Annotated in this window: 18 protein-coding genes and 1 pseudogene; 13 read left to right on the top strand and 6 right to left on the bottom strand. The window is 33.4% G+C overall.

All coding sequences use genetic code 11. From position 1 onward, the window contains the following. Positions 1-159 precede the first annotated feature (159 nt). Positions 160-360: a hypothetical protein gene (locus GRQ01_RS06745; protein ID WP_158335018.1), complete on the top strand. Its 201-nt coding sequence runs from the start codon at positions 160-162 to the stop codon at positions 358-360. Here GRQ01_RS06745 and hemH read toward each other — a convergent pair. The 3 genes from hemH to GRQ01_RS06730 are packed head-to-tail and all read right to left on the bottom strand — an operon-like array spanning position 357 to position 3,202. Then, positions 357-1,268, bottom strand: coding sequence for a ferrochelatase (hemH, locus tag GRQ01_RS06740; RefSeq protein ID WP_158335017.1), 912 nt, complete (start codon positions 1,266-1,268; stop codon positions 357-359). The two genes, GRQ01_RS06745 and hemH, sit on opposite strands and share 4 nt — an antisense overlap. Then, positions 1,265-2,122 (bottom strand): Gfo/Idh/MocA family protein, encoded by an 858-nt coding sequence (locus tag GRQ01_RS06735; protein WP_158335016.1) that lies wholly within the window; start codon positions 2,120-2,122, stop codon positions 1,265-1,267. Before GRQ01_RS06735 ends, hemH begins: the two co-directional genes overlap by 4 nt. 3 nt (positions 2,123-2,125) lie before the next feature. After that, entirely contained in the window at positions 2,126-3,202 is a 1,077-nt protein-coding gene (locus GRQ01_RS06730; RefSeq protein WP_158335015.1) for a DegT/DnrJ/EryC1/StrS family aminotransferase, read from the bottom strand. 111 nt (positions 3,203-3,313) lie between these two features. On the opposite strand from GRQ01_RS06730, the gene alaS reads away from it, so the two are divergent. Genes alaS through GRQ01_RS06715 form a run of 3 tightly spaced genes read left to right on the top strand, consistent with a single transcriptional unit; the run spans position 3,314 to position 8,321 of the window. Continuing rightward, positions 3,314-5,842 carry an alanine--tRNA ligase gene (gene alaS, locus GRQ01_RS06725; protein WP_158335014.1) on the top strand — a complete coding sequence of 843 codons (2,529 nt, stop codon included), beginning with the start codon at positions 3,314-3,316 and terminating at the stop codon, positions 5,840-5,842. Beyond that, positions 5,842-6,393, top strand: coding sequence for a septum formation inhibitor Maf (gene maf / locus GRQ01_RS06720; RefSeq protein WP_158335013.1), 552 nt, complete (start codon positions 5,842-5,844; stop codon positions 6,391-6,393). Before alaS ends, maf begins: the two co-directional genes overlap by 1 nt. Further along, on the top strand, positions 6,390-8,321 hold the full coding sequence (locus GRQ01_RS06715; RefSeq protein WP_158335012.1) for a penicillin-binding protein 1A: 1,932 nt from the start codon (positions 6,390-6,392) through the stop codon (positions 8,319-8,321). The genes maf and GRQ01_RS06715 overlap by 4 nt, the downstream gene beginning before the upstream one ends. Before the next feature lie 27 nt (positions 8,322-8,348). Here GRQ01_RS06715 and GRQ01_RS06710 read toward each other — a convergent pair whose 3' ends face one another. Together GRQ01_RS06710 and GRQ01_RS06705 are read right to left on the bottom strand one after the other, a co-directional pair. After that, positions 8,349-10,922: an ATP-dependent Clp protease ATP-binding subunit gene (locus GRQ01_RS06710; RefSeq protein WP_158335011.1), complete on the bottom strand. Its 2,574-nt coding sequence runs from the start codon at positions 10,920-10,922 to the stop codon at positions 8,349-8,351. Positions 10,923-11,035: 113 nt separating this feature from the next. Further along, positions 11,036-11,323 carry a metal-sensing transcriptional repressor gene (locus tag GRQ01_RS06705; protein ID WP_158335010.1) on the bottom strand — a complete coding sequence of 96 codons (288 nt, stop codon included), beginning with the start codon at positions 11,321-11,323 and terminating at the stop codon, positions 11,036-11,038. Positions 11,324-11,441: 118 nt separating this feature from the next. On the opposite strand from GRQ01_RS06705, the gene GRQ01_RS06700 reads away from it, so the two are divergent. From GRQ01_RS06700 to GRQ01_RS06660, 9 genes and pseudogenes are all read left to right on the top strand, one after another. After that, complete coding sequence (locus tag GRQ01_RS06700; RefSeq protein WP_203121283.1) at positions 11,442-12,779, top strand: S41 family peptidase; 1,338 nt, start codon at positions 11,442-11,444, stop codon at positions 12,777-12,779. Next, positions 12,776-13,483 carry a phosphoribosylaminoimidazolesuccinocarboxamide synthase gene (purC, locus tag GRQ01_RS06695; protein ID WP_158335008.1) on the top strand — a complete coding sequence of 236 codons (708 nt, stop codon included), beginning with the start codon at positions 12,776-12,778 and terminating at the stop codon, positions 13,481-13,483. The genes GRQ01_RS06700 and purC overlap by 4 nt, the downstream gene beginning before the upstream one ends. A gap of 8 nt (positions 13,484-13,491) precedes the next feature. After that, the gene (gene purS / locus GRQ01_RS06690) at positions 13,492-13,737 is read left to right on the top strand and encodes a phosphoribosylformylglycinamidine synthase subunit PurS (protein WP_158335007.1); all 246 of its coding nucleotides are present in this window, start codon (positions 13,492-13,494) and stop codon (positions 13,735-13,737) included. Between the two features lies 1 nt (position 13,738). Beyond that, a pseudogene (purQ, locus tag GRQ01_RS06685) lies at positions 13,739-14,411 on the top strand (phosphoribosylformylglycinamidine synthase subunit PurQ). Further along, positions 14,383-15,567, top strand: a complete 1,185-nt coding sequence (locus tag GRQ01_RS06680) for an SH3 domain-containing protein (protein WP_158335005.1) — start codon at positions 14,383-14,385, stop codon at positions 15,565-15,567. Before purQ ends, GRQ01_RS06680 begins: the two are co-directional and overlap by 29 nt. Beyond that, on the top strand, positions 15,548-16,240 hold the full coding sequence (locus GRQ01_RS06675; RefSeq protein ID WP_158335004.1) for a lysophospholipid acyltransferase family protein: 693 nt from the start codon (positions 15,548-15,550) through the stop codon (positions 16,238-16,240). The genes GRQ01_RS06680 and GRQ01_RS06675 overlap by 20 nt, the downstream gene beginning before the upstream one ends. A 158-nt stretch (positions 16,241-16,398) precedes the next feature. After that, a complete protein-coding gene (gene htpG, locus GRQ01_RS06670; RefSeq protein WP_158335003.1) occupies positions 16,399-18,228 on the top strand; it encodes a molecular chaperone HtpG in 1,830 nt (609 codons plus the stop codon). Continuing rightward, complete coding sequence (locus GRQ01_RS06665; RefSeq protein WP_158335002.1) at positions 18,225-18,542, top strand: rhodanese-like domain-containing protein; 318 nt, start codon at positions 18,225-18,227, stop codon at positions 18,540-18,542. Before htpG ends, GRQ01_RS06665 begins: the two co-directional genes overlap by 4 nt. Then, the gene (locus GRQ01_RS06660; RefSeq protein WP_158335001.1) at positions 18,542-18,982 is read left to right on the top strand and encodes a hypothetical protein; all 441 of its coding nucleotides are present in this window, start codon (positions 18,542-18,544) and stop codon (positions 18,980-18,982) included. The genes GRQ01_RS06665 and GRQ01_RS06660 overlap by 1 nt, the downstream gene beginning before the upstream one ends. A 7-nt stretch (positions 18,983-18,989) precedes the next feature. Here the strand turns inward: GRQ01_RS06660 and GRQ01_RS06655 are convergent, their stop codons facing one another. Next, a complete protein-coding gene (locus GRQ01_RS06655; protein WP_158335000.1) occupies positions 18,990-20,795 on the bottom strand; it encodes a peptidoglycan D,D-transpeptidase FtsI family protein in 1,806 nt (601 codons plus the stop codon). Positions 20,796-20,798 lie beyond the last annotated feature (3 nt).

The raw sequence follows: 20,798 nt of genomic DNA, 5'->3' as shown, positions 1-20,798 counted from the left end.
TAGGAGTGGAATTTAATAGTGGCAACGACGATCAAAAGCAATCCAAATCAGCTCAAGATCGTCATAAATCCACCATTACTCATTTTTACAATCAAGGCACCATACAGGCTAAAGATACAGGTGTTATCTTTAGTAATACTACCCTAACAAATTACAGGAGTGATTAAAGCAAAGAAAGGTTTAGAAACTTCAAAGCAAACAAGAATTACTAATTTTATCAATAGTGGTGCTATAAGTGGAAGCGATGATCAAGGCATTAACTTTGCTTATTCTATTCTTACAAATTTTATTAATACAGGCACTATTAACACTACAAATAAAGATAGTGTTATTTTTAGAGGAATGGGGTGTGCGGATTAGCTTTGATTTTGCAAGGTATTTAATATAAAATGGATGAATTCTTTAGTATCATTAGGACAGGATATGAGATCGTAAGGGTGTTTGGTTAGATATTTATACTCTATGCCTAGTTCAAAGATGGTTTCTGAACAATCTATGCAAAAAGATATGGGATAGATTAAGGCGGGAGCTTTTAAATCTGCTAGAATTTGGCTTGTGCTTGGCTCTAGCCATTTTATAGGGCCTAGTTTTGACTGGTAGGATAGGATGAAGTCTTGGAAATGGTCTTTTAGATTTTGTTTTAAAATATGAAAATGTTCGTTTACGTGCTGTTCATATAAATCTCCTTTTTTGATCACAGAAAGGGGCAAGGAATGGGCCGAAAAAATCAAAATTTTTGCTTGGCTTTGCTTTTGTTTTTCTAGGATGTGAGTGAGGATCATTTGATTGTATAGAGGATCTTTATAAAAGACATCTATGGTTGTTAATTTGGCGGGGATTTTTAAAGCTTGAATTTGTTTTTGTAAGAACTGAAGCGAGGTAGTTACAGTAGTAGAAGAGTGATGCGGGTAGAGAGGAAAAAGGATTAAATCATCTTTAGAACTTAAAGAGTATTTTAATAAGACTTCTTTGGCAAAGGGTGGCACGTAGAGATTGACAAAGTCAAAATGGAAATGATTTTGCTGTGCATTGAGTTTGTCGCATAGGCTTTGAGTGAGTTGGTTTAAAGGGGATTTACCGCCCATTTGCTTGTAGTTTTCTTGCATGGCTTTTTTGCGGGCTTTGGTGATGATCCATGCTAGTGTTTTTCTTAAAAAGTTGTTTTTAATGTTTAAAATATAAGGATCATTAAACATATTTTTTAAAAAAAGCTCGCATTCTTGTAAATTCGAAGCTCCGCCCATATTTAAAAATAAAACTAATTTCATATAAACCTTTCTAAAATTTCTTGTACTTTATATGCATCATTAGCATTGGCTAGATGATGGCTTTGATTGGTCGCTAGGGACAACAAGGCTTGATGCTGTGCAAAAAGAGGAGTGTGATGAGGGGTGCTTATACTTTTTGCGTCTTTTAATAAGGAAAAATCATTAAGATCTGCTTGGTAAAAATGATCCTGGGTGATGAGATGGATTTTTCTTAATTTTTGAGTGCTATTCCAGCTTTGGTGTATGGTGGCTATAGAGTTTTCAAGTTGACATAAGAGTATGCTTTCGCTGTACATTGCAGGGTTTTTGGTGGATTTTGCAAGGAGTTTTGCATCTATGATTTTTTGATCACTTAAAAAGCTTAATAAGTCTAGATCATGGACTGATAGGTCTTGTAAGATTCCTATGTCGGTGATCCTTTGAGGATAAGGGGAAAATCTTTGGATGTTGATGCTAATGATTTTTTGACTCGCAAGGTCTTTTTTAAGGCTTAAGATGGCTGGATTAAATCTTTCGCAAAAGCCCACTGCAAGTTTGACTTCGTGCTTTTTGGCTAGCTGGGAGATAGCAGTAATTTGCTCTAGATTAAGTGCTAGGGGTTTTTCAATGAGGACGGTTTTAGAATGTGCAAATACTTCCTTTGCAAGCTCTAAATGGGAGTTTGTAGGGGTTGCTATGATGATAATATCGCTTTTTTGTTTTAAAAAATCGTTTAGATTGTCGAAAAAAGGATAATTTAAGGTATGATTTTGCTTAAGATCATATAAGGCATTGATTTGAAAATGGGGGTTTTTGGCTAGTTCGTTTAGGTGATTTTGCCCCATTTTGCCTAGTCCTATGATGCCTATTGTCATGGATTAATCCTTGAAAATCGCAATCACGCGTTCTTGCTCTTCTTGGCTTAGGAAAGGAGAAAAAGGCAAGGATAGGATATGATCGCTAAGATATTGCGCATTTTCAAGCTCTAAATTTGAAAATTCACTAAAGCAAGGCTGTTTGTGTAAAGGGATGGGATAATGTATGGCGTAAGGGATGTTTGCTTTTTGGAATTTTTGTAAGAGGCTTGCTCTGTCTTTGACTATGATGCTGTATTGTGCGTAGACACTAAAGGCATTGGGATGAATTTGTGGGATTTGACAATAATTGCTTAGATGGGCATCGTAGGTTTGGGCTATTTTTTGTCTTTGGTGGAGTTCTTGTTCTAGATGCTTTAATTTCACATTTAAAATGGCTGCTTGAAGGGTATCAAGGCGTGCGTTTATACCTATGAATTCATGCTTATAGCGCTCGGTTTGTCCGTGGTTTAGCAAAATTTTTATTTTATTAGCAAGGGCATCATCATGGCAGAAAATAGCACCACCATCCCCATAAGCTCCTAAGGGTTTAGAAGGAAAAAAACTGGTGCAAGAGATTTTGGCTATGGAACAGGATTTTTCTTTTTTAAAACTTGCGCCAAAGCTTTGGGCAGCATCTTCGATTAGGGTGATGTTTTGTTCTTTTAAAAGTTCTTCTAAGGCTCTTAAATCACTCATCTGCCCGAACATACTCACTGCTATGACGGCTTTGGTTTTTGGAGTGATGGCTTTTTTCACAGCGTCAAAATCAAGATTGTAATTAGCTAAATTCACATCTACAAAGACAGGTTTAGCACCTATTAAGGCTATGACTTCGGCTGTGGCTATGAAGGTAAAAGTAGGCACTATGATTTCATCATCTTTTTGGATGTCTAGGGCTCTTAGGGCAAGGTATAAAGCACTTGTGCCGCTTGAACAAGTAATGGCATACTTGATGCCTACAAAATGGGCTAGATTGCACTCTAATTCTTGTAATTTTGCACCACCTATGAAAGAGGCATTTGAGAGTATGGTTTGGACTTGATGGTCGATTTCTTCTTTGTAGGCAAGATATTGGGCTTGAAGATTGATAAAATTCATAAAACACCTTAGTAGAGAAAAATAAAATGTTTATTGTATTTTAGTTTTACTTAATTTAAAGTAATTTTGGTATGATATGGTTTTATAAAAATTTCTTAGGAAAACTTAATTATGGATATTAGAAAAGCTTATTTAAATTTTTTTGCATCAAAAGGACATGAGATTGTTCTTTCAAGTCCTTTGGTCCCAAGTGATGCAAGCTTACTTTTTACTAATGCTGGTATGGTACCTTTTAAAAGTATTTTTACAGGAGAAATTCCTTGTGATAAGTCTAAGCGTAAAACAAGCTGTCAAACTTGTATAAGAGCTGGAGGCAAACACAATGATTTAGATAATGTAGGCTATACCGCACGTCATCATACTTTTTTTGAAATGCTTGGGAATTTTAGCTTTGGGGATTATTTTAAAGAAGAAGCTATAGCCTATGCTTGGGAATTTGTTAGTGAGGTTTTAGAACTGCCTAAAGAAAGGCTTTATGTGAGTGTGCATGAAAATGATGATGAGGCCTTTAAATTGTGGCAAAAGCACATTCAAAAGGATAGGATTTATCGTTTTGGTGATAAGGATAATTTTTGGCAAATGGGAGATACGGGGCCTTGTGGACCTTGTAGTGAGATTTTTTATGATCAGGGTGAGGAACATTTTCATAGTGCGCAAGATTATATGGGAGGGGATGGAGATAGGTTTTTAGAAATCTGGAATCTTGTTTTCATGCAGTATGAAAGAAGTGCTGATGGAAGGCTAAGTGCTTTGCCTAAGCCTAGCATTGATACGGGGATGGGGCTTGAAAGGGTTAGTGCGATCAAAGAAGGAAAATTGAGTAATTTTGACAGTTCGCTTTTCATGCCTATTATCGATGAAATTGCAAGGCTTTGTCATAAAAGCTATGTTTATGAAAGTGGAGTGAGTTTTAGAGTGATTGCTGATCATATACGATCTAGCGTATTTTTGCTTGCACAGGGGATTAATTTTGATAAAGAAGGCAGAGGCTATGTTTTACGCCGTATTTTACGCCGTGCCTTAAGACATGGGTATTTGTTAGGATTTAAAGAACCTTTTATGCATGGTTTGGTGGAAGTGGTTTGTATGCTTATGGGCGGGCATTATACTTATCTTAATGAAAAAAAAGATTGGGTTAAAGAACAAATTTATCTTGAAGAAGAAAGGTTTTTAAGTACCATAGAAAAAGGGATAGAAATATTTAATGAAGAGCTTTTAAATACGCAGAAGGTTTTTAGTGGAGAAGTGGCTTTTAAACTTTATGATACTTATGGTTTTCCACTTGATTTAACAGAGGATATGCTAAAAGAAAAAAATCTTAGCGTGGATGAAGCTAAATTCGAAGCTTTGATGCATGAGCAAAAAACGCGTGCTAAGGCTTCTTGGAAGGGAAGCGGGGATAAGGCTGTTAATGGAGAATTTAAAAATCTGCTTGAAAAATGGGGGGAGAATTGTTTTATAGGATATGATAAAACAGAATGTGAAAGTAAGATTCTAGGTCTTTTAGATGAGAATTTTAAAGAAGTTTCAAGCCTTGGAAATACTGGCTGGGTTATGCTTGATAATACGCCTTTTTATGCTACAAGTGGAGGGCAGAGTGCTGATGGAGGTGTGATAGCTGATCGTGAGGTTTTAGATACGCAAAAGTTTTTTGGCTTAAATCTTAGTCTTGTTAAGGCTGGAAAAGAACTTAAAGTCAATGATAGAGTGTATGCAAAAATCGATAAAGAAAAAAGAGAACAAACCGCACGCCATCACTCTGCAACCCATCTTTTGCACCATGCTTTAAGAGAAATTTTAGGGACTCAGGTGAGTCAGGCAGGATCTTTGGTTGAAAGCAATAAATTAAGGTTTGATTTCACGCATAATAAGGCCTTAAGCAAGGAAGAATTACAAAGCATAGAAAAAAGAGTCAATGAGATGATTATAAACTCTAGTGAGGCGGTTTTAGAAAATATGTCTTTAGAGGATGCTAAAAAAAGCGGTGCTATTGCTTTGTTTAATGAAAAATATCAAGACAATGTTAGGGTTTTAACCCTGGGTGAAAGTAAGGAACTTTGCGGGGGAACCCATGTGAAAAACACAGCTCAAATTGGTAGCTTTTATATCACTAAAGAAAGCGGTGTGAGTGCAGGAGTAAGACGTATAGAAGCGGTGGTTTCTAAAGCGGCTTTGGAATTTGTGAAAAATCAATTTGAAGAACTTTCTAAGATCAAAGAAGAATTGAAAAGCAATGATATTTTAAGCACTGTTAAAAAGCTAAAAAATGAAATCTCTCATCTTAAAAATGAGTTGAAAAATTCTCATAAAAGCGAACTTGATCATGAAAATATCCATGGGGTTAAAGTCTGTGTTAAACGCGTTGATAGTGGGGATATTAAGGCTATGATAGATGAGTTTAAAAACCGTTTTAGCAAGGCTGCTATTTTACTCATACAGGCTAAAGAAGATAAAATCACTCTTGCAGCTGGAGTTAAAGATGCACCTTTAAAGGCTGGAGTTTGGATTAAAGAAATAGCGCAAATTCTAGGAGGCAATGGCGGTGGACGCGATGATTTTGCAAGTGCGGGTGGAAAATATATCCAAAAGATCGATGAGGCTTTAAAGCAAGCCTTAGAATTCGTAAAAAAAGCACTTTAATGCTTATACTTGCCTCTCATTCTGCATCAAGATACTCTTTGCTTAAAGAAGCAAAGATAGAGTTTAAACAGTTTGGCTTTGACTATGATGAGAATTTGGATAAAAATGTTTCAGCTGTTTCGTATGTCCAAAATGTAGTGCTTGAAAAAGAAAAACAATTTTTAAAGGCTTTTCAAAAGGACTTTGAAAATTTTGATTTACTTTTTGCTGATAGTGTGGTTTGTGCGGGTGGGAAAATTCTAACCAAAGCAAAAAATCAAAAGCAAGCCTATGAAATGCTTGCTTTGCAAGATGGAAAAAGCGCTAGTGTTTTATCAGCTTTTTTGCTTATAAAAGCAAATAAAAGGGTGTTTTGTGTGTCAAAAACTACATTTTACTTTAAAAATTTTGATCAAGAGGCTTTAAAAACTTATGTGGAAAATGATCTTTATAAGGGTAAGGCTGGATGTATGATGTGTGAGGGTTTTCATAAGGATTTTATCATTAAACAAACAGGGAATTTAAGCACTGCTTTGGGACTTGATATACCGACTTTAAAGGCTTATTTATGAAAATTTTAAAAGCTATTTTTTCATTCTTTACTCTTTTATTGATAGCTGGCTTTGTTTATGTGGCTTATCTTTTTACAAGCACTGATACGCAAGATTATACTTTTAAAGAATACAAACCCCCTCTTACGACTCAAATTTATGATAAAAATGCCAGACTTATAGCTAATGTCTTTGAACAGCACCGCTTTTATGCTAGCTATGAGGAGTTGCCTCCGCGACTTATAGAAGCTCTTATAGCTATAGAGGATACAAGCTTTTTTGAACACAATGGGGTAAATATCGATGCGATTTTTAGAGCTGCGATAAAGATTATAAAAAGCGGCGGTAAGACTATGGAAGGCGCATCAACCCTAACACAACAATTTATCAAAAATACAGAATTAAGTTCTGAAAAGACTATTACGCGTAAAATCCGCGAAGCCTTGCTTGCTTATAAAATGGAAACGCTTTTAAGCAAAGAACAGATTTTAGAAAGGTATTTGAATTTTATCTTTTTTGGGCATGGGTATTATGGGGTCAAGACAGCTGCACAAGGGTATTTTCATAAAAATTTAAATGAATTAAGCCTTAAAGAAATTGCTATGCTAGTTGGCATGCCAAAAGCCCCTAGTAGCTATGATCCTACTAAGCATCTTGATCTTTCTATTTCAAGGGCAAATAATGTTATTTTAAGAATGTATAATCTTGGCTGGATTTCTAAGATAGAATATGATAAGGCCCTTAAAGAAATTCCTAAAGTTTATGATCAAACCCTTACTCAAAACAGTGCTCCTTATGTAGTAGATGAAGTCATGAGGCAGCTTAGCTTAAGCCTTAAAGATCTTAAAACAGGGGGGTATAAGATCTTTTTAAATATAGATTTAGACGTACAAGAAATGGCACAAAATGCTTTAAAACTAGGCTATGATGAAATCATTAAGCGGGATAAGGATGCGAATTTAAGTACTTTAAATGGTGCTATGGTAGTGGTAAATCATCAAAATGGGGATGTTTTAGCCTTGGTTGGGGGTGTGGATTATGAAAAAAGCAATTATAACCGTGCTACTCAAAGCACGCGTCAGCCTGGGAGTGCTTTTAAACCTTTTGTCTATCAAGTGGCTATAAATCTTGGATATTCTCCTATGAGTGAAATAGCTGATATTTCAAGGATTTTTAAAGGGGGTGCGGGCAATAATGAGGATTGGAAACCTAAAAATTATGGAGGAAGCTTTCAAGGACTTATTACCTTAAAACAAGCCCTTGTAGCATCAAGGAATCTAGCTACTATTAATCTTGCTCTTGATATAAGCATTGATGTGGTGCATTCTAAGCTTGTAGATATGGGGTTTAAAAACCTTCCAGCTGATCTTTCTATAGTTCTTGGAAGTTTTGGGATTTCGCCTTTGGAATTTGCTAAATTTTACACTATGTTTGGGAATTACGGTGTGATAAAAGAACCTCAAATCATTAGAGAAGTTAAAGATAAAGAAGGCAAAACCGTGCTAGAATTTCAAGCATATGAAAGCAAAATAAGCGATGAAGCGCAAGGATTTTTGGTCTTGGATATGATGAGAGATGTTGTTGAAAAAGGCACAGGACGTAATGCAAGAGTGAAGGATATAGAAGTAGCAGGCAAGACAGGCACGACTAATAAAAGCATTGATGCTTGGTTTTGCGGTATCACACCTGAAATTGAAGCTGTTATTTGGTATGGGAATGATAATAATAAGCCTATGCGTTATACAGAAGGGGGTGCTAGGACTGCTGCACCTGTGTTTAGAGAATTTTTAAGCAAATACTTGGAAAAATTCCCTGATACAACTAGAAAATTTAGCATCCCACAAGGGGTATATAAGGGTAATTATAAAGGCGAAAGTGCTTATTATACCATCAAATCGCCCTTGCCTAAGGCTAGTATGAAATTCAATGAAAGTGAGATTATATTTTGAAAGTAGAAAAGATCTACTTTCAAGCCTTTAAACTTTTTTAATTATGATTTCATCATTTTGAGCATCAATGAGTATGCTGTCATTTTCGTGCAATTGATCAGAGAGTATCATATCGCTTAATTTATCTTCTATGAGATCATAAATGGCTCTTTTTAAAGGTCTAGCACCAAAATCAGGATCAAAACCGTCTTTAACTATCAAAAGGGCGGCATTTTCACTTAGGCTTGCTTTTATGCCTTTATTTTCTAAGTTTTCTTGCAAATCTTTAAACAAGAGTTTGACTATCTCATAGGCTTCATCTTTTCCTAAAGGATTAAAGATGATAATATCATCTAAACGGTTTAAAAATTCGGGTTTGAAAAAATTTCTTAATTCATTTTTGACAGCTTTTTCGCGTTCTTTTGCGTTTAGAGTCATGATGGCATGAGAAGCGATATTTGAAGTTAAAATAATAATAGTGTTTTTAAAATCTACTGTAACACCCTTGCTATCTGTAGCCCTACCATCATCTAAGATTCCTAAAAGTATGTTAAATACATCTTTGTGGGCTTTTTCTACTTCGTCAAATAAAAGCACGCTATAAGGCTTTGTGCGTACAGCTTGAGTGAGTTCTCCACCCTCTTCATGCCCTATGTATCCTGGAGGCGCGCCTAGAAGTCTTGAAACACTATGTTTTTCCATGAATTCACTCATATCAAAACGTATCATGGCTTTTTCATCATCAAATAAAAATTTGGCCAAAGCCTTAGCCGATTGGGTTTTACCTACTCCTGTTGGGCCTAAGAATAAAAAGCTTCCTATGGGTTTATTATCAGTATTAAGTCCTGCTTTGTTACGTTTAATAGCTCTTGCTAAAGCACTTAAGGCTTGATCTTGGCCTATGACGCTTTCTTTGAGGTGTTTTTCTACTTCTAGGAATTTTTGTCTTTCAGAAGTTAGCATTTTTTGCACGCTAATACCTGTCCATTTGCTTAAAATCCCTGCTACTAAATCTTCATCAACTTGGTTTTTAAGCAAGACCCCATTTTCACTCATTTTTTTCCATTTTTCTTCTAGGATTTGAACTTCTTTTTCTAGGCTTGGAATTTTGCCATATTCTAACTCAGCTGCTTTTTGAAATTCGCCCTTGCTTTTGGCTAAAGAGGCTTCGTTTTTAAGCGTGTCGATTTGCTTTTTCTTAGCACTTATACTATCAAAGACATTTTTTTCGTTTTCAAATTGAGAGTTTAAGGCCTTTTGTTTTTCTTTTAAATTCGCAAGTTCTTTTGCGATTTCATTAAGCCTTTTTTGGTTTTTTTCATCCTTTTCCATTTTTAAAGCTTCGTTTTCAACCTCTAAGGTTTCTATATCTTTGCGTACCTTTCTTAAAGAACTAGGTTCGCTTTCAATTTGCATTTTAAGTTCGGCTGCTGCTTCATCGATTAAATCAATGGCTTTATCAGGCAAGAAACGATCAGCTATATAGCGTTTTGAAAGCTTGGCTGCTGCTACTAAGGCACTATCGTTTATGCTGACATTGTGATGGATTTCAAGTTTTTCTTTAATACCTCTTAGCATAGCTAATGCTTCATTTAGACTAGGTTCTCCTACATTAACAGGCTGGAAGCGGCGTTGTAAGGCTGCATCCTTTTCAAAATACTTGCGATATTCTTTTAAGGTTGTTGCGCCTATGGTGTGAAGTTCCCCTCTTGCAAGTGCGGGTTTTAAGATATTTGCCGCATCCATACTTCCCTCACTCGCACCCGCACCTACTATGGTATGAATTTCATCGATAAAAAGTATGATATTTTCACTTTGTATGACTTCTTTGACTACAGCTTTTAATCTGTCTTCAAATTCCCCACGGTATTTTGCACCTGCGATTAAAGCACTCATATCTAAGGCTATGACTTTTTTATTTTGCAAAGATTTAGGCACGTCTTTTTTAACAATTCTTTGAGCTAAGGCTTCAACAATAGCTGTTTTTCCTACGCCTGGTTCGCCTAAGAGTATGGGATTGTTTTTGGTTTTGCGTATTAAAATTTGCATTAAGCGTTGGATTTCTTCTTCTCTACCTATGACAGGATCAAGCTTGCCTTCGCTTGCTTTTGCACTTAGATCTATGCCAAATTTATTAAGAGTATCTAAGGTTTCATCGCTGGTTTTGCTATCGATCTTGCGTCCAGATCTAAGGTTTTGAAGTTCTTTTTGAAATTCTCTTAAATCCAAAAACGCTTCTAAGATTTCTTTAATAGGACTTTTTTGACTTTGGCTTATAAGCCATGTATCTACGCTTAAATAACTATCTCCATTAGCATTCATGAGTCCTTTGGCATTTTCTAAAGAATCGATTAAGTCATTTGAAAAGCGTATGTTTTGACGGCTTACATTTGAACTTGTAGGAAGCTTTGCAATTTTGCTTTTGATTTCAAGTTCTAAGGTCTCTTTAGAAAGATTGAGTTTATTTAAAATTTGATTTAAAATACTTGTGCTATCTACAGCTAAAGCCCACAGAAGATGCAAAGGCATGACTTCATTATTTTTAGAATGTATGGCTAAAGATGCTGCACTTTCTAGGTTTGAAAGCATATTATCAGTTAAAAAGTCTTGTATGTTTGCCATTATTTATCCTTTCAGTTTGATTTATTCAAGTTCTATTATATAACTTTAGTCAAATAATGTCAAGTTAATTAAGTGATTTTTTTTAAATAATAATTCAGACGACTATTTTTAGGCTATTTCATGAACATATCTATGGCTTTGTTTAATTCTTCTATGCTTTGGGTGTCGTTTTCCTCCACAGCATGGATGACACAATGGGCTAAATGTTCTTTTAAAATCACTTTGGCAGTATTGTTTACCTGGGCTTTTACTGCGGCAAGCTGGATTAAAATTTCACTACAATCTTTATCATTTTCTATCATTCTTTTAATAGCATTTAAATGCCCTATGGTTCTGCTTAAACGATTGCTGACTGTTTTGATGTGTTTTTGAGAATGTTGATGTAGAGTTTTTGGGCGCATGTTTGTGACTTTCTTTATAAAATTTTTTAGGCTATTTTAACATATTTTTAAGAAATTCAATGGATTTACGAAATTTTAAGTAATTTTTACTAAAATTTAGTCTTTAAACTAAAACTCAATAATGGAGTGCATTTTGAAAACAAAACGATTTTTTACAAGTCTTACAGGTTTTGCTAGTACTTTTATTTTATGCTTATTTTTAACTAGCCATTTACAAGCTAAAATTGATCAAAAAGAAGATCAAGTTAAAAAACGCTTAGAAGCTTTAGATAAACTTACAAAAACCCTTGCCATAGTAGAACAATACTATGTAGAGGATCAAAATATTAGCGATTTGGTAGATAAATCCTTATCAGGGCTTTTAAGTAATCTTGATGCGCATTCTTCTTTTTTAAATGAAAAAGATTTCAATGATATGAAAATCCAAACAACTGGTGAATTTGGCGGGCTTGGTATTACTGTAGGAATGAAAGATGGAGCTTTGACAGTAGTTTCACCTATAGAAGGAACACCGGCTGATAAAGCAGGAATTAAATCGGGTGATATTATCTTAAAAATCAATGATGAGGCTACTTTAGGGATCAATCTTAATGATGCTGTGGAAAAAATGCGTGGTAAGCCAAAAACACAGATTGTTCTTACTATCTTTAGAAAGGGATCGACTAAGCCTTTTGATATCACATTAACAAGAGAGATTATTAAAATCGAAAGCGTTTATGCTAAATTAATAGAGAATGAAAATATGCTTTATCTTAGAGTGACTAATTTTGATAAAAATGTCGTGGATATGGCTAAAAAAGAGCTTAAAAAATATCCTCATGTCCAAGGAGTTATACTCGATCTTAGAAACAATCCTGGAGGGCTTTTAAATCAAGCTATAGGACTTGTGAATTTATTTGTAGATAAAGGCATTATCGTTTCTCAAAAAGGGCGTATTGCAAATGAGAATCAAGAATATAAAGCCGATGCTAAAAATAAAATTTCTAATGCTTCTTTAGTTGTGCTTGTCAATGGAGGAAGTGCTAGTGCTAGTGAGATTGTAAGTGGGGCTTTGCAAGATCTTAAACGCGGTGTGGTTATAGGTGAGAATACCTTTGGAAAAGGAAGTGTACAACAAATCATTCCTATTAATAAAACTGAGGCTTTAAGGCTTACTATTGCAAGGTATTATCTTCCAAGTGGACGTACTATCCAAGCCGTAGGTGTAAAACCTGATATTGAAGTTTTTCCAGGAAAGGTAAGCACTCAAGAAGATAGCTTTAGTATTAAAGAAAGCGATTTAAAGCAACACTTAGAAGGGGAATTAGAAAAAATAAATAAAGATAAAAAAGAAGACAAACAAGAAAATAAAAACAATAAAAATATCATTACTAAAAAGCAAATTAATGATGACATACAGTTAAAATCAGCCATAGATACCATTAAAATCTTAAATATCAAACAAGGTAAACAATGAAAAAAGAAATGCTTTATGAAGGAAAGGGTAAAAAGATCTTTAAAACAGAGGATGAGAATTTACTCATTAGTGAGTTTAAAGATGATTTAACTGCTTTTAATGCTGAAAAAAGGGGAAATGAAAGTGGAAAAGGTAGTTTAAATTGTAAAATCAGTACAGAAATTTTCCGTTTGCTTGAAAAAAATGGTATTAAAACGCATTTAATTGAAACTATAAGCGATACAGAGCAAATCATTAAAAAATGCAAGATTGTGCCTATTGAAGTGATAGTGCGCAATGTTGCGACTGGGTCACTTACAAAAAGATTAGGTATTGAAGAAGGAAAGATTTTGCCTTTTGCTTTGGTGGAATTTTGTCTTAAAGATGACGCTTTAGGCGATCCTTTTATCAATGATGAGCATTGTTTGCTTTTAAATTTAGTGCCTAATGAAGACTGTATCGGAAAAATCAAAGATATGGCACGAAAAATCAATTCTATTTTAAGTGCTTTTTTTGATGCTAAAAATTTAAGACTTGTTGATTTTAAAATAGAATTTGGTTTCACTCAAGAAAATGAACTTGTTTTAGCCGATGAAATCAGTCCTGATAGCTGTAGGTTTTGGGATAAATTTAGCAATGAGAAATTAGATAAAGATAGGTTTCGTCAGGATTTAGGCAATGTAAAAATGGCTTATGAAGAAGTTTTAAAAAGAATACTAAACTAAGGAAAAAAATGAAAGTCATTGTAAATATTTCTTTAAAAAATGGGGTTTTAGATCCCCAAGGTAAAGCCCTAGAAAAGGCCTTGCATTCTTTAAATTTTAATGGAGTAAAAGAAGTGAAAGTCGCCAAACAAATCCAAATTAATCTTGATGAAAAAGATGAAAAACTTGCTAAAGAAAAAGTAAGAAAAATGTGCGAAGAGCTTTTGGTCAATAGTGTTATTGAAGAATATGAATGCCTTATAGAAAAAGAATAATATGAAAGTCGCTATTATCCAATTTCCAGGAACAAATTGTGAATTTGACACAGTTTATGCCTTTGAAAAACTTGGAGTGCAAACGCAAATTGTTTGGCATCAAGAAAAGCAAATCAATGCCGATTTAGTGGTTTTACCTGGAGGGTTTTCTTATGGGGATTATTTAAGATGTGCTGCTATTGCTAAACTTGCGCCTATTATGCAAGGGGTGTTTGAACATGCAAAAAGGGGTGGCTTTGTTTTAGGTATTTGCAATGGTTTTCAGATTTTGCTTGAAAGTGGTCTTTTAAAAGGTGCTATGAGACACAATGAGCATCTTAGTTTCATTTCTAAAAATCAAAATTTAAGAGTGATTTCCAATGACAATGCATTTTTAAAAAATTTTAAAAAAGATGAGCTTATCACTCTTCCTATCGCCCATGCTGAAGGAAATTATTATGCAGATGAGTATACTTTAAAAAACTTGCAAGATAAAGGTCTTATTCTTTTAAAATATGAGTCAAATCCTAATGGTTCCATGCTTGATATTGCAGGAATTTGTGATAAAAATAAAAAAATATTTGGACTTATGCCTCATCCTGAGCGTGCTTGCGAAGAAATTCTTGGCAATGATAAGGGTTTGAAAATGCTTGAAGGTTTTTTATCTTGAAAATTTTATGGGCTTTGGTTTTTAGCTTTATTGTTTTATTAGCTAGATCTGAAAGTTCTGTTTTTAATGTCCAAGATGAAGCCTTGCAAAAACTCCCAAAAGAAGAACAAAGCTTTTATCAAAATGTCGTGCCTAGTGATGAGACTACAGATTTTGAAAGCGATGCAGATGATCCTTTTATAGCGCAAGGAACTTTAGTTCTTACTCATGATGAGTATGCAAATAAAGTATATGTGGGAGAAGTTTTTCCTATCACTATCTATGCACGTACTGTTGAAAATACTAAATTTGATTTTAATATTAGCGTAGAAAGAAGCAATTTATCTTTTTTAAATCCTGATGCAAAATGGGAAAAACTAGATAATGAATACAAAACGACTTTGTGGTTTGAAGCTAAAAATTCCAATGCAAGCTTAGATAAAATTTCTGTGAAACTTCTAAGAAACCATAAAGTGTTTCAAGAAGCTGATATTAATCTTAGTCCTATTGAATTTGAAAATACTTTATCTAATAAAGATTTTTCTCATCTTGTGGCTAGTTCTTTGACAGTTAAAAAGGTTAAAGCAAGCTATTTTGATGATGCTAATATTATTATGATGATGGAATTAAACGCAAGCCATGCTAATTTAAAAAGCTTTTTCATACAAGGCATTGAAAAGCAAGGTATTGAAAATCTAAAGGGTGATTTTAATGCTTCTAATGCTTTTTATTACGCTATTTTACCTGCAAGTAAGACGAATTTTGAATTTTCTTATTTTAATAAAGACAGCAAAAAACTTGAAAATTTCAATTTGAAACTCAAAATTAGCGATGATGAAGTCAGCACTCAAAGTGATTTAAATCCTGTAAATAAAAGCTTTAATCTTTATAAACAATATGCACTTTGGTTTTTAGCATTGGTTTTAGTGATTTTATTTGTATGGAAAAAAAGTTATATCGTGTTGCTTTTGGCAATTGTTTGTTTTACTTTAGGTTTTTTAGTAGATACTCATACTCAAAATGCTGTGCTTAAAGCAGGGTCTAGAGCTAAGATTTTGCCCACAGAGCCTTCAACTTATTTTTATATAGCAAATACGGATGAAAAAGTAGAGATTTTAGCTAAAAGGCAAAATTATATTAAAGTACTATTTTCTAATGGAAAGATAGGTTGGGTTAATAAAGATGATTTACAGAAGAATTAAGGCTCTTTATTTTTGGGTTCTTTTTGTTGTAAGTGTTGCCTTTGTGGTGCTTTGCTTTTGTTTTACTCACTCTCAAAACATATTGTGGAAAATACGCAAAATTTGGGCTAGAACGCAAAAATACATTTTATCTTATGAACAAGAGCTTGTGGGGGAATTTGATCTTAATGCCAATATGATTTTAATGAATCATCAAAGCACTTTAGATATCATTGCTTTAGAGGAATTATATCCTAAAAATTTATGCTGGGTTGCTAAAAAAGAATTAGGACAAATCCCTTTTTTTAAAATCGCTATTAACAAACCCAAGCTTCTTTGTATCGATAGAAAAAATCCACGTGATTTAGTACGCGTTTTAAAAGAGGCTAAAGAGAGGTTAAAAGAAAAAAGGGTTTTAGCTATATTTCCTGAAGGGACGCGTTCTAGGGGTGATAAACTTCTTAAATTCCAAAGCGGAGCTAAAATTTTAAGTGAGAAGCTAAACCTTAAAGTGCAGCCTATTTTGCTTGTAGACTCAGCCCAAATTTTAGATACAAAAAGTTTTAGTGCAAAAAAAGGAAAGCTTAAAATCATTTGTATGGATTTAGTCGATCTTCAAGATGAAAAATGGCTTGAAAACACTCGAAAAAAAATGCAAGAAATTTTAGATCAAGAAAGAAGCTTGCTTAAATAGAGTTTTTCATGTATTTTATCATATTTAATAATAAGAAATATTTTAAATAAAGCCTTCATAAAGGGATTTGATTTTGTCATTTTAAATGATATCTTTTAAATTTATCTTAGAATTTCTTTGCTAAAATATCATTCAAAAACACAATTAAAGGATACAAAATGCAATTTCAAACCGAAGTAAATCAGCTTTTACAACTCATGATACATTCTTTATATTCTAATAAAGAAATTTTTTTAAGAGAGTTGATTTCTAATGCAAGTGATGCTTTAGATAAGTTGAATTTTTTAAGTGTAAGCGATGATAAATATAAAAACTTAAAATTTGATCCTAAAATAGAAATTAAAATTGACAAAGATAAAAAAACCCTCACTATCAGCGATAATGGCATAGGTATGGATAAGGACGATCTTATCAATAATCTTGGTACTATTGCAAAAAGCGGTACTAAAAGCTTCTTAGAAAATTTAAGCGGGGATGCTAAAAAGGACTCTCAGCTTATAGGACAATTTGGCGTGGGCTTTTACTCTGCTTTTATGGTAGCTAGTAAAATTGAGGTTTTGAGTAAAAAAGCTTTGGATGATAAAGCTTATCTTTGGACTTCGGATGCTGAAGGTTATGAGATTGAAGAAACTAAAAAAGAAGAACAAGGAACAAGTATTACCTTATACCTTAAAGATGATGAATTTGCAAACGCTTATAAGATTGAAAGTATAGTAGAAAAATATTCTAATCATATACAATTTCCTATTTTTATGGAAAAAGAAGAATTCACTCCTGCTAAAGAAGGTGAAGAAGAGGGAAAAACAGAACTTAAAATTTCACAAATTAATAAGGCTAACGCACTTTGGAGAATGCAAAAATCAAGTCTTAAACCTCAAGATTATGAAAGATTTTACGAGCAAAATTTCCATGATTCTAATAAGCCTTTATTTTATCTTCATACTAAAAGTGAAGGCAAGTTAGAATATAGTTCTTTATTTTTTATCCCGCAAAATGCACCTTTTGATCTTTTTCGTGTGGATTATCAAAGTGGTTTAAAGCTTTATGTTAAACGTGTGTTTATAAGTGATGATGATAAAGAGCTTTTGCCTACTTATTTGCGTTTTGTGCGTGGAATTATCGATGTGGAGGATTTACCGCTTAATGTAAGCCGCGAAATTTTACAAGAAAATCAAATTTTAAGAAGCGTTAAAGAAGCCAGTGTTAAAAAGATTTTAGGTGAACTTGAAAAAATCAAAAATACTGACAAAGAAAAATATCTTGCTTTCTTTAAAACCTTTGGTAAAGTGCTTAAAGAAGGACTTTATGGATTTAGCAATGAAAAAGAAAACCTTTTAAAACTCATGCTTTATAAAAGCACTAAAGGCGAAAATTTGCGTTCTTTAGAAGAGTATAAAAAAGATTTACAAAACGAACAAAAAGAAATTTTTTATATCACAGGTAATAATGAAAGCTTGCTAAGAAATTCACCTTTACTTGAAGAATATAAGCAAAAAAATATAGAAGTTTTACTTATGGATGATGAAATTGATTCTTTAATAATTCCTATGCTTGGGGAATATGAAGGCTTGAAATTTGTAGCAATTAATCAAGTAGAAGATAAAAATGAATTAAGCGATGAGGAAAAAAGCGACTTTGCTCCATTGCTTGCTCAATTTAAAGAACTTTTAAAAGATCAAGTTGAAGATGTAAGACTTACAAGCCGTTTACAAGATAGTCCAAGTTGTATAGTTTATGATAAAAATAAACCTGATTTTGCCATGCAACAGCTTTTAAAACAAATGGGACAAGAACAAAATTTCAAGCCTATTTTAGAAATCAATCCTAAGCACGCTATCTTTAAAGGCCTTAAAAATCATGAAACTTTCAGCGCTGATATAGCTACTTTGGTTTTAAATATGGCAAAGCTTAGCGAAGGCATGGGGGTTGATAATCCTGTTGAATTTAATGCAAGTCTTACAAAAATTATCAATAAGGCTTTTTCATGATAGAAAATATCCCTGCAAGTTTTTGGACAAAAAGCGATTTAAGTCAATATCAAATTTTTGATGTTCGCACGCCTTTAGAATGGGAGGAAGGTATTTTACCTAATGCCCAGTGCGTGAGTTTGTATGATAATAAAGGCTTTTTAAATGAGGAGTTTTTAAAGCAAATTCAAAGTAAAAGAGATGAGAATAAAAAACTTGCTTTTGTTTGCCGTAGCGGGCAAAGAAGCAAGTCTGCAGCTGAATTAGTCGCTGAAAAATTAGGCATTGTAGGCAGTAATTTAGAGGGCGGAATGCTTGCTTTTAGAGGTAGTTAATGCTAGGATTTTATTTACTTATAGCAGCTTTGTCTTTTTTGGGGCTTTATTTTGCACTTAAAAAATTAACTTTAAAAATAGATGAACAAGAACTTTTAGAACCTGTAAAAATGGATATTTATCCTCAATTTTGTGATTTGATTGATGAAAAAATAAGGGAATTGAAAGAAAACATCCAAGATGGGGCTTTAAACTTAAAAAATCAAGAACAAAAAGATGAGTTTTTAGAAAAATTAGGGGATTTAAGCAGAGAGCTTACCTTCATACAAACTATAAATTTAAGCAATAAAAATGACAGCATTTGGCAAAATGAACTTTTTGACTTTTTAAAAGAATTAGAAAATTTGTTGCTTGAATTTTTAGAAAATGGCGAAAAACAAGCCCAGGATTTACGAGAATTTTTAAAATATGAATTTGAAAAACTACAAGGGCAAAATTAAAATACCTTTAATTCTCTTTCAAGTCATTAGGATTTTGTAAGGGTGTTAAAAATTCTTCGTTGATTAAAATATCTACAACGTCTTTAAATATAGGCAAAGCACTTTGTGCAGCGTAATAACTATAAGCTTTAGTGGGTTGTCTTACTAAAACTCCTATGGTGTAAGCGTTGTTTAAATCATTAGCAAAGCCAAAAAAAGAGGCATTGTAACGATTAGAGCTATAGCCTTGCCTTTCAGCTATGCGTGCTGTTCCTGTTTTGCCCCCTAGGATGATGCCTTGGGTGATGGCTTTTTTGCCTGTGCCTTTTTCAATAACATTGATTAAAACTTTTTGCATGGTTTTAGCCGCTTGAGAGCTTAAGATTTTTTCTTTTTTTACTTCATCATCGAGGTTTGTAAAACGTCCATCTAGATAGAATTTTTGTGCTAAGCGGGGTGTGATATAAATTCCGTCATTATTAAAAACATTATAAGCACTAAGTAATTGCATGAATGTTGTTTTAAGTCCATAGCCATAGCTTAAAACAGATTTTTCTATATCTTTTAAACGCTTAGGATTTGGGATTTCTCCTTTTTGTTCATAAGGAAGATCAATGCCACTTTTTTCGCCAAATTTAAATATTCTAAGTCCGGATATGATCTCTACATTATTAAGCCTTTTAGCAATTTGTATCATGCCTACATTTGAAGAATATCTTATGACTTCTTCCATGGTTATTTTATCCATTCTGTGATCATCTTTTATGGTAAAACGTCCAAGTTTGTAAGAGCCTCCATAAGTGTTTATCACTTCATCTATTTTAATTTTGCCAAGTCTTAGAGCTGTTGTAAAAATAAAGGGTTTAATGACTGATCCTGCTTCATAACCGTATTCTATAGCACTGGCATTAAGCACTGATAGATCCTTCCTGCGGTTTTGTGGATTATAGCGTCTTGAACTTGCTAGGGCTAAGATTTTGCCTGTTTTACTCTGCATGACCCCAACGATGATTTCGCTAGCTTGTAAGTCTTTATTTCTTTGATCTATAGCCTTTTCTATGCTTTTTTGTAATTTTAAAGAGAGGTTTAAGTATAAATTGCAGCCATTGATTTTTCTTTGTTGGAGGGAATTTAAATTTAAGATAATATTTCCACCTATATCTTTTAAGCCTTGGATTTTTTCATTTTGAACCGGGCTTAAACACTCATCATAGTATTTTTCTAAACCCTTAATGCCAATATTTTTTAAAATCCCACTTTGAGGATCTAAAACCATTTTAGTATAGCCTATTATAGGAGTAAAAGAATCTTTAGACATGTAAATCCTGTCTTCTTCGTGTTCTATAATGCTTAATCCTCTAGTTTCAACCTTGCCTGAGTTATTGGTAAAAGCTTTGAAAAATCCTTGTATGTAGAGCTTTTTTGCGAGATCTTTAAGATAGCTTGCTTGTTTAGAATCAAGTTTTTGTAAAAGAACAAAGGTATAAGATCGTTTTTTGTGCTTTTGCATTCTTGTTTTGATATCTTTTACTTGATCATCGCTTATGCCGCTATAAATTTGAAAAAGTTTTAAAAATAAATCAAATTTGTCTTTATTGATGCTTCTTAGATCAATTTCTGCGCGATAAATTTGCTTAGAACTTGCGATAGTAAAATTATCTTTGCTAATCATTAAGCCTCTTAAAGCAAGATCATATTGGTCTTTTTCAGTATTAGGTATATGGCGTTTTGAAGTGAGAAAAAAGGTAGAGATAAGAAAAATAATCATAAACAAAAGTGCCATGCAATAAGCAAAGGCGACTTTTGAAACCCTATTTTTTTTGTTTTCTTGCATTAG

The organism is Campylobacter bilis (assembly GCF_016806695.1).
Lineage (GTDB): Bacteria > Campylobacterota > Campylobacteria > Campylobacterales > Campylobacteraceae > Campylobacter_D > Campylobacter_D bilis.
This window is presented reverse-complemented; position numbering and strand designations above follow the sequence as displayed.

Excerpts from the sequence above, each read along its gene's own strand:
- GRQ01_RS06655 (WP_158335000.1), bottom strand. The coding sequence starts at position 20,795 with ATGCAAGAAAACAAAAAAAATAGGGTTTCAAAAGTCGCCTTTGCTTAT.
- GRQ01_RS06665 (WP_158335002.1), top strand. The coding sequence starts at position 18,225 with ATGATAGAAAATATCCCTGCAAGTTTTTGGACAAAAAGCGATTTAAGT.
- purS (WP_158335007.1), top strand. The coding sequence starts at position 13,492 with ATGAAAGTCATTGTAAATATTTCTTTAAAAAATGGGGTTTTAGATCCC.
- htpG (WP_158335003.1), top strand. The coding sequence starts at position 16,399 with ATGCAATTTCAAACCGAAGTAAATCAGCTTTTACAACTCATGATACAT.
- maf (WP_158335013.1), top strand. The coding sequence starts at position 5,842 with ATGCTTATACTTGCCTCTCATTCTGCATCAAGATACTCTTTGCTTAAA.
- GRQ01_RS06675 (WP_158335004.1), top strand. The coding sequence starts at position 15,548 with ATGATTTACAGAAGAATTAAGGCTCTTTATTTTTGGGTTCTTTTTGTT.
- GRQ01_RS06660 (WP_158335001.1), top strand. The coding sequence starts at position 18,542 with ATGCTAGGATTTTATTTACTTATAGCAGCTTTGTCTTTTTTGGGGCTT.
- GRQ01_RS06730 (WP_158335015.1), bottom strand. The coding sequence starts at position 3,202 with ATGAATTTTATCAATCTTCAAGCCCAATATCTTGCCTACAAAGAAGAA.
- purC (WP_158335008.1), top strand. The coding sequence starts at position 12,776 with ATGAAAAAAGAAATGCTTTATGAAGGAAAGGGTAAAAAGATCTTTAAA.
- hemH (WP_158335017.1), bottom strand. The coding sequence starts at position 1,268 with ATGAAATTAGTTTTATTTTTAAATATGGGCGGAGCTTCGAATTTACAA.
- GRQ01_RS06710 (WP_158335011.1), bottom strand. The coding sequence starts at position 10,922 with ATGGCAAACATACAAGACTTTTTAACTGATAATATGCTTTCAAACCTA.
- GRQ01_RS06705 (WP_158335010.1), bottom strand. The coding sequence starts at position 11,323 with ATGCGCCCAAAAACTCTACATCAACATTCTCAAAAACACATCAAAACA.
- GRQ01_RS06715 (WP_158335012.1), top strand. The coding sequence starts at position 6,390 with ATGAAAATTTTAAAAGCTATTTTTTCATTCTTTACTCTTTTATTGATA.
- GRQ01_RS06735 (WP_158335016.1), bottom strand. The coding sequence starts at position 2,122 with ATGACAATAGGCATCATAGGACTAGGCAAAATGGGGCAAAATCACCTA.
- alaS (WP_158335014.1), top strand. The coding sequence starts at position 3,314 with ATGGATATTAGAAAAGCTTATTTAAATTTTTTTGCATCAAAAGGACAT.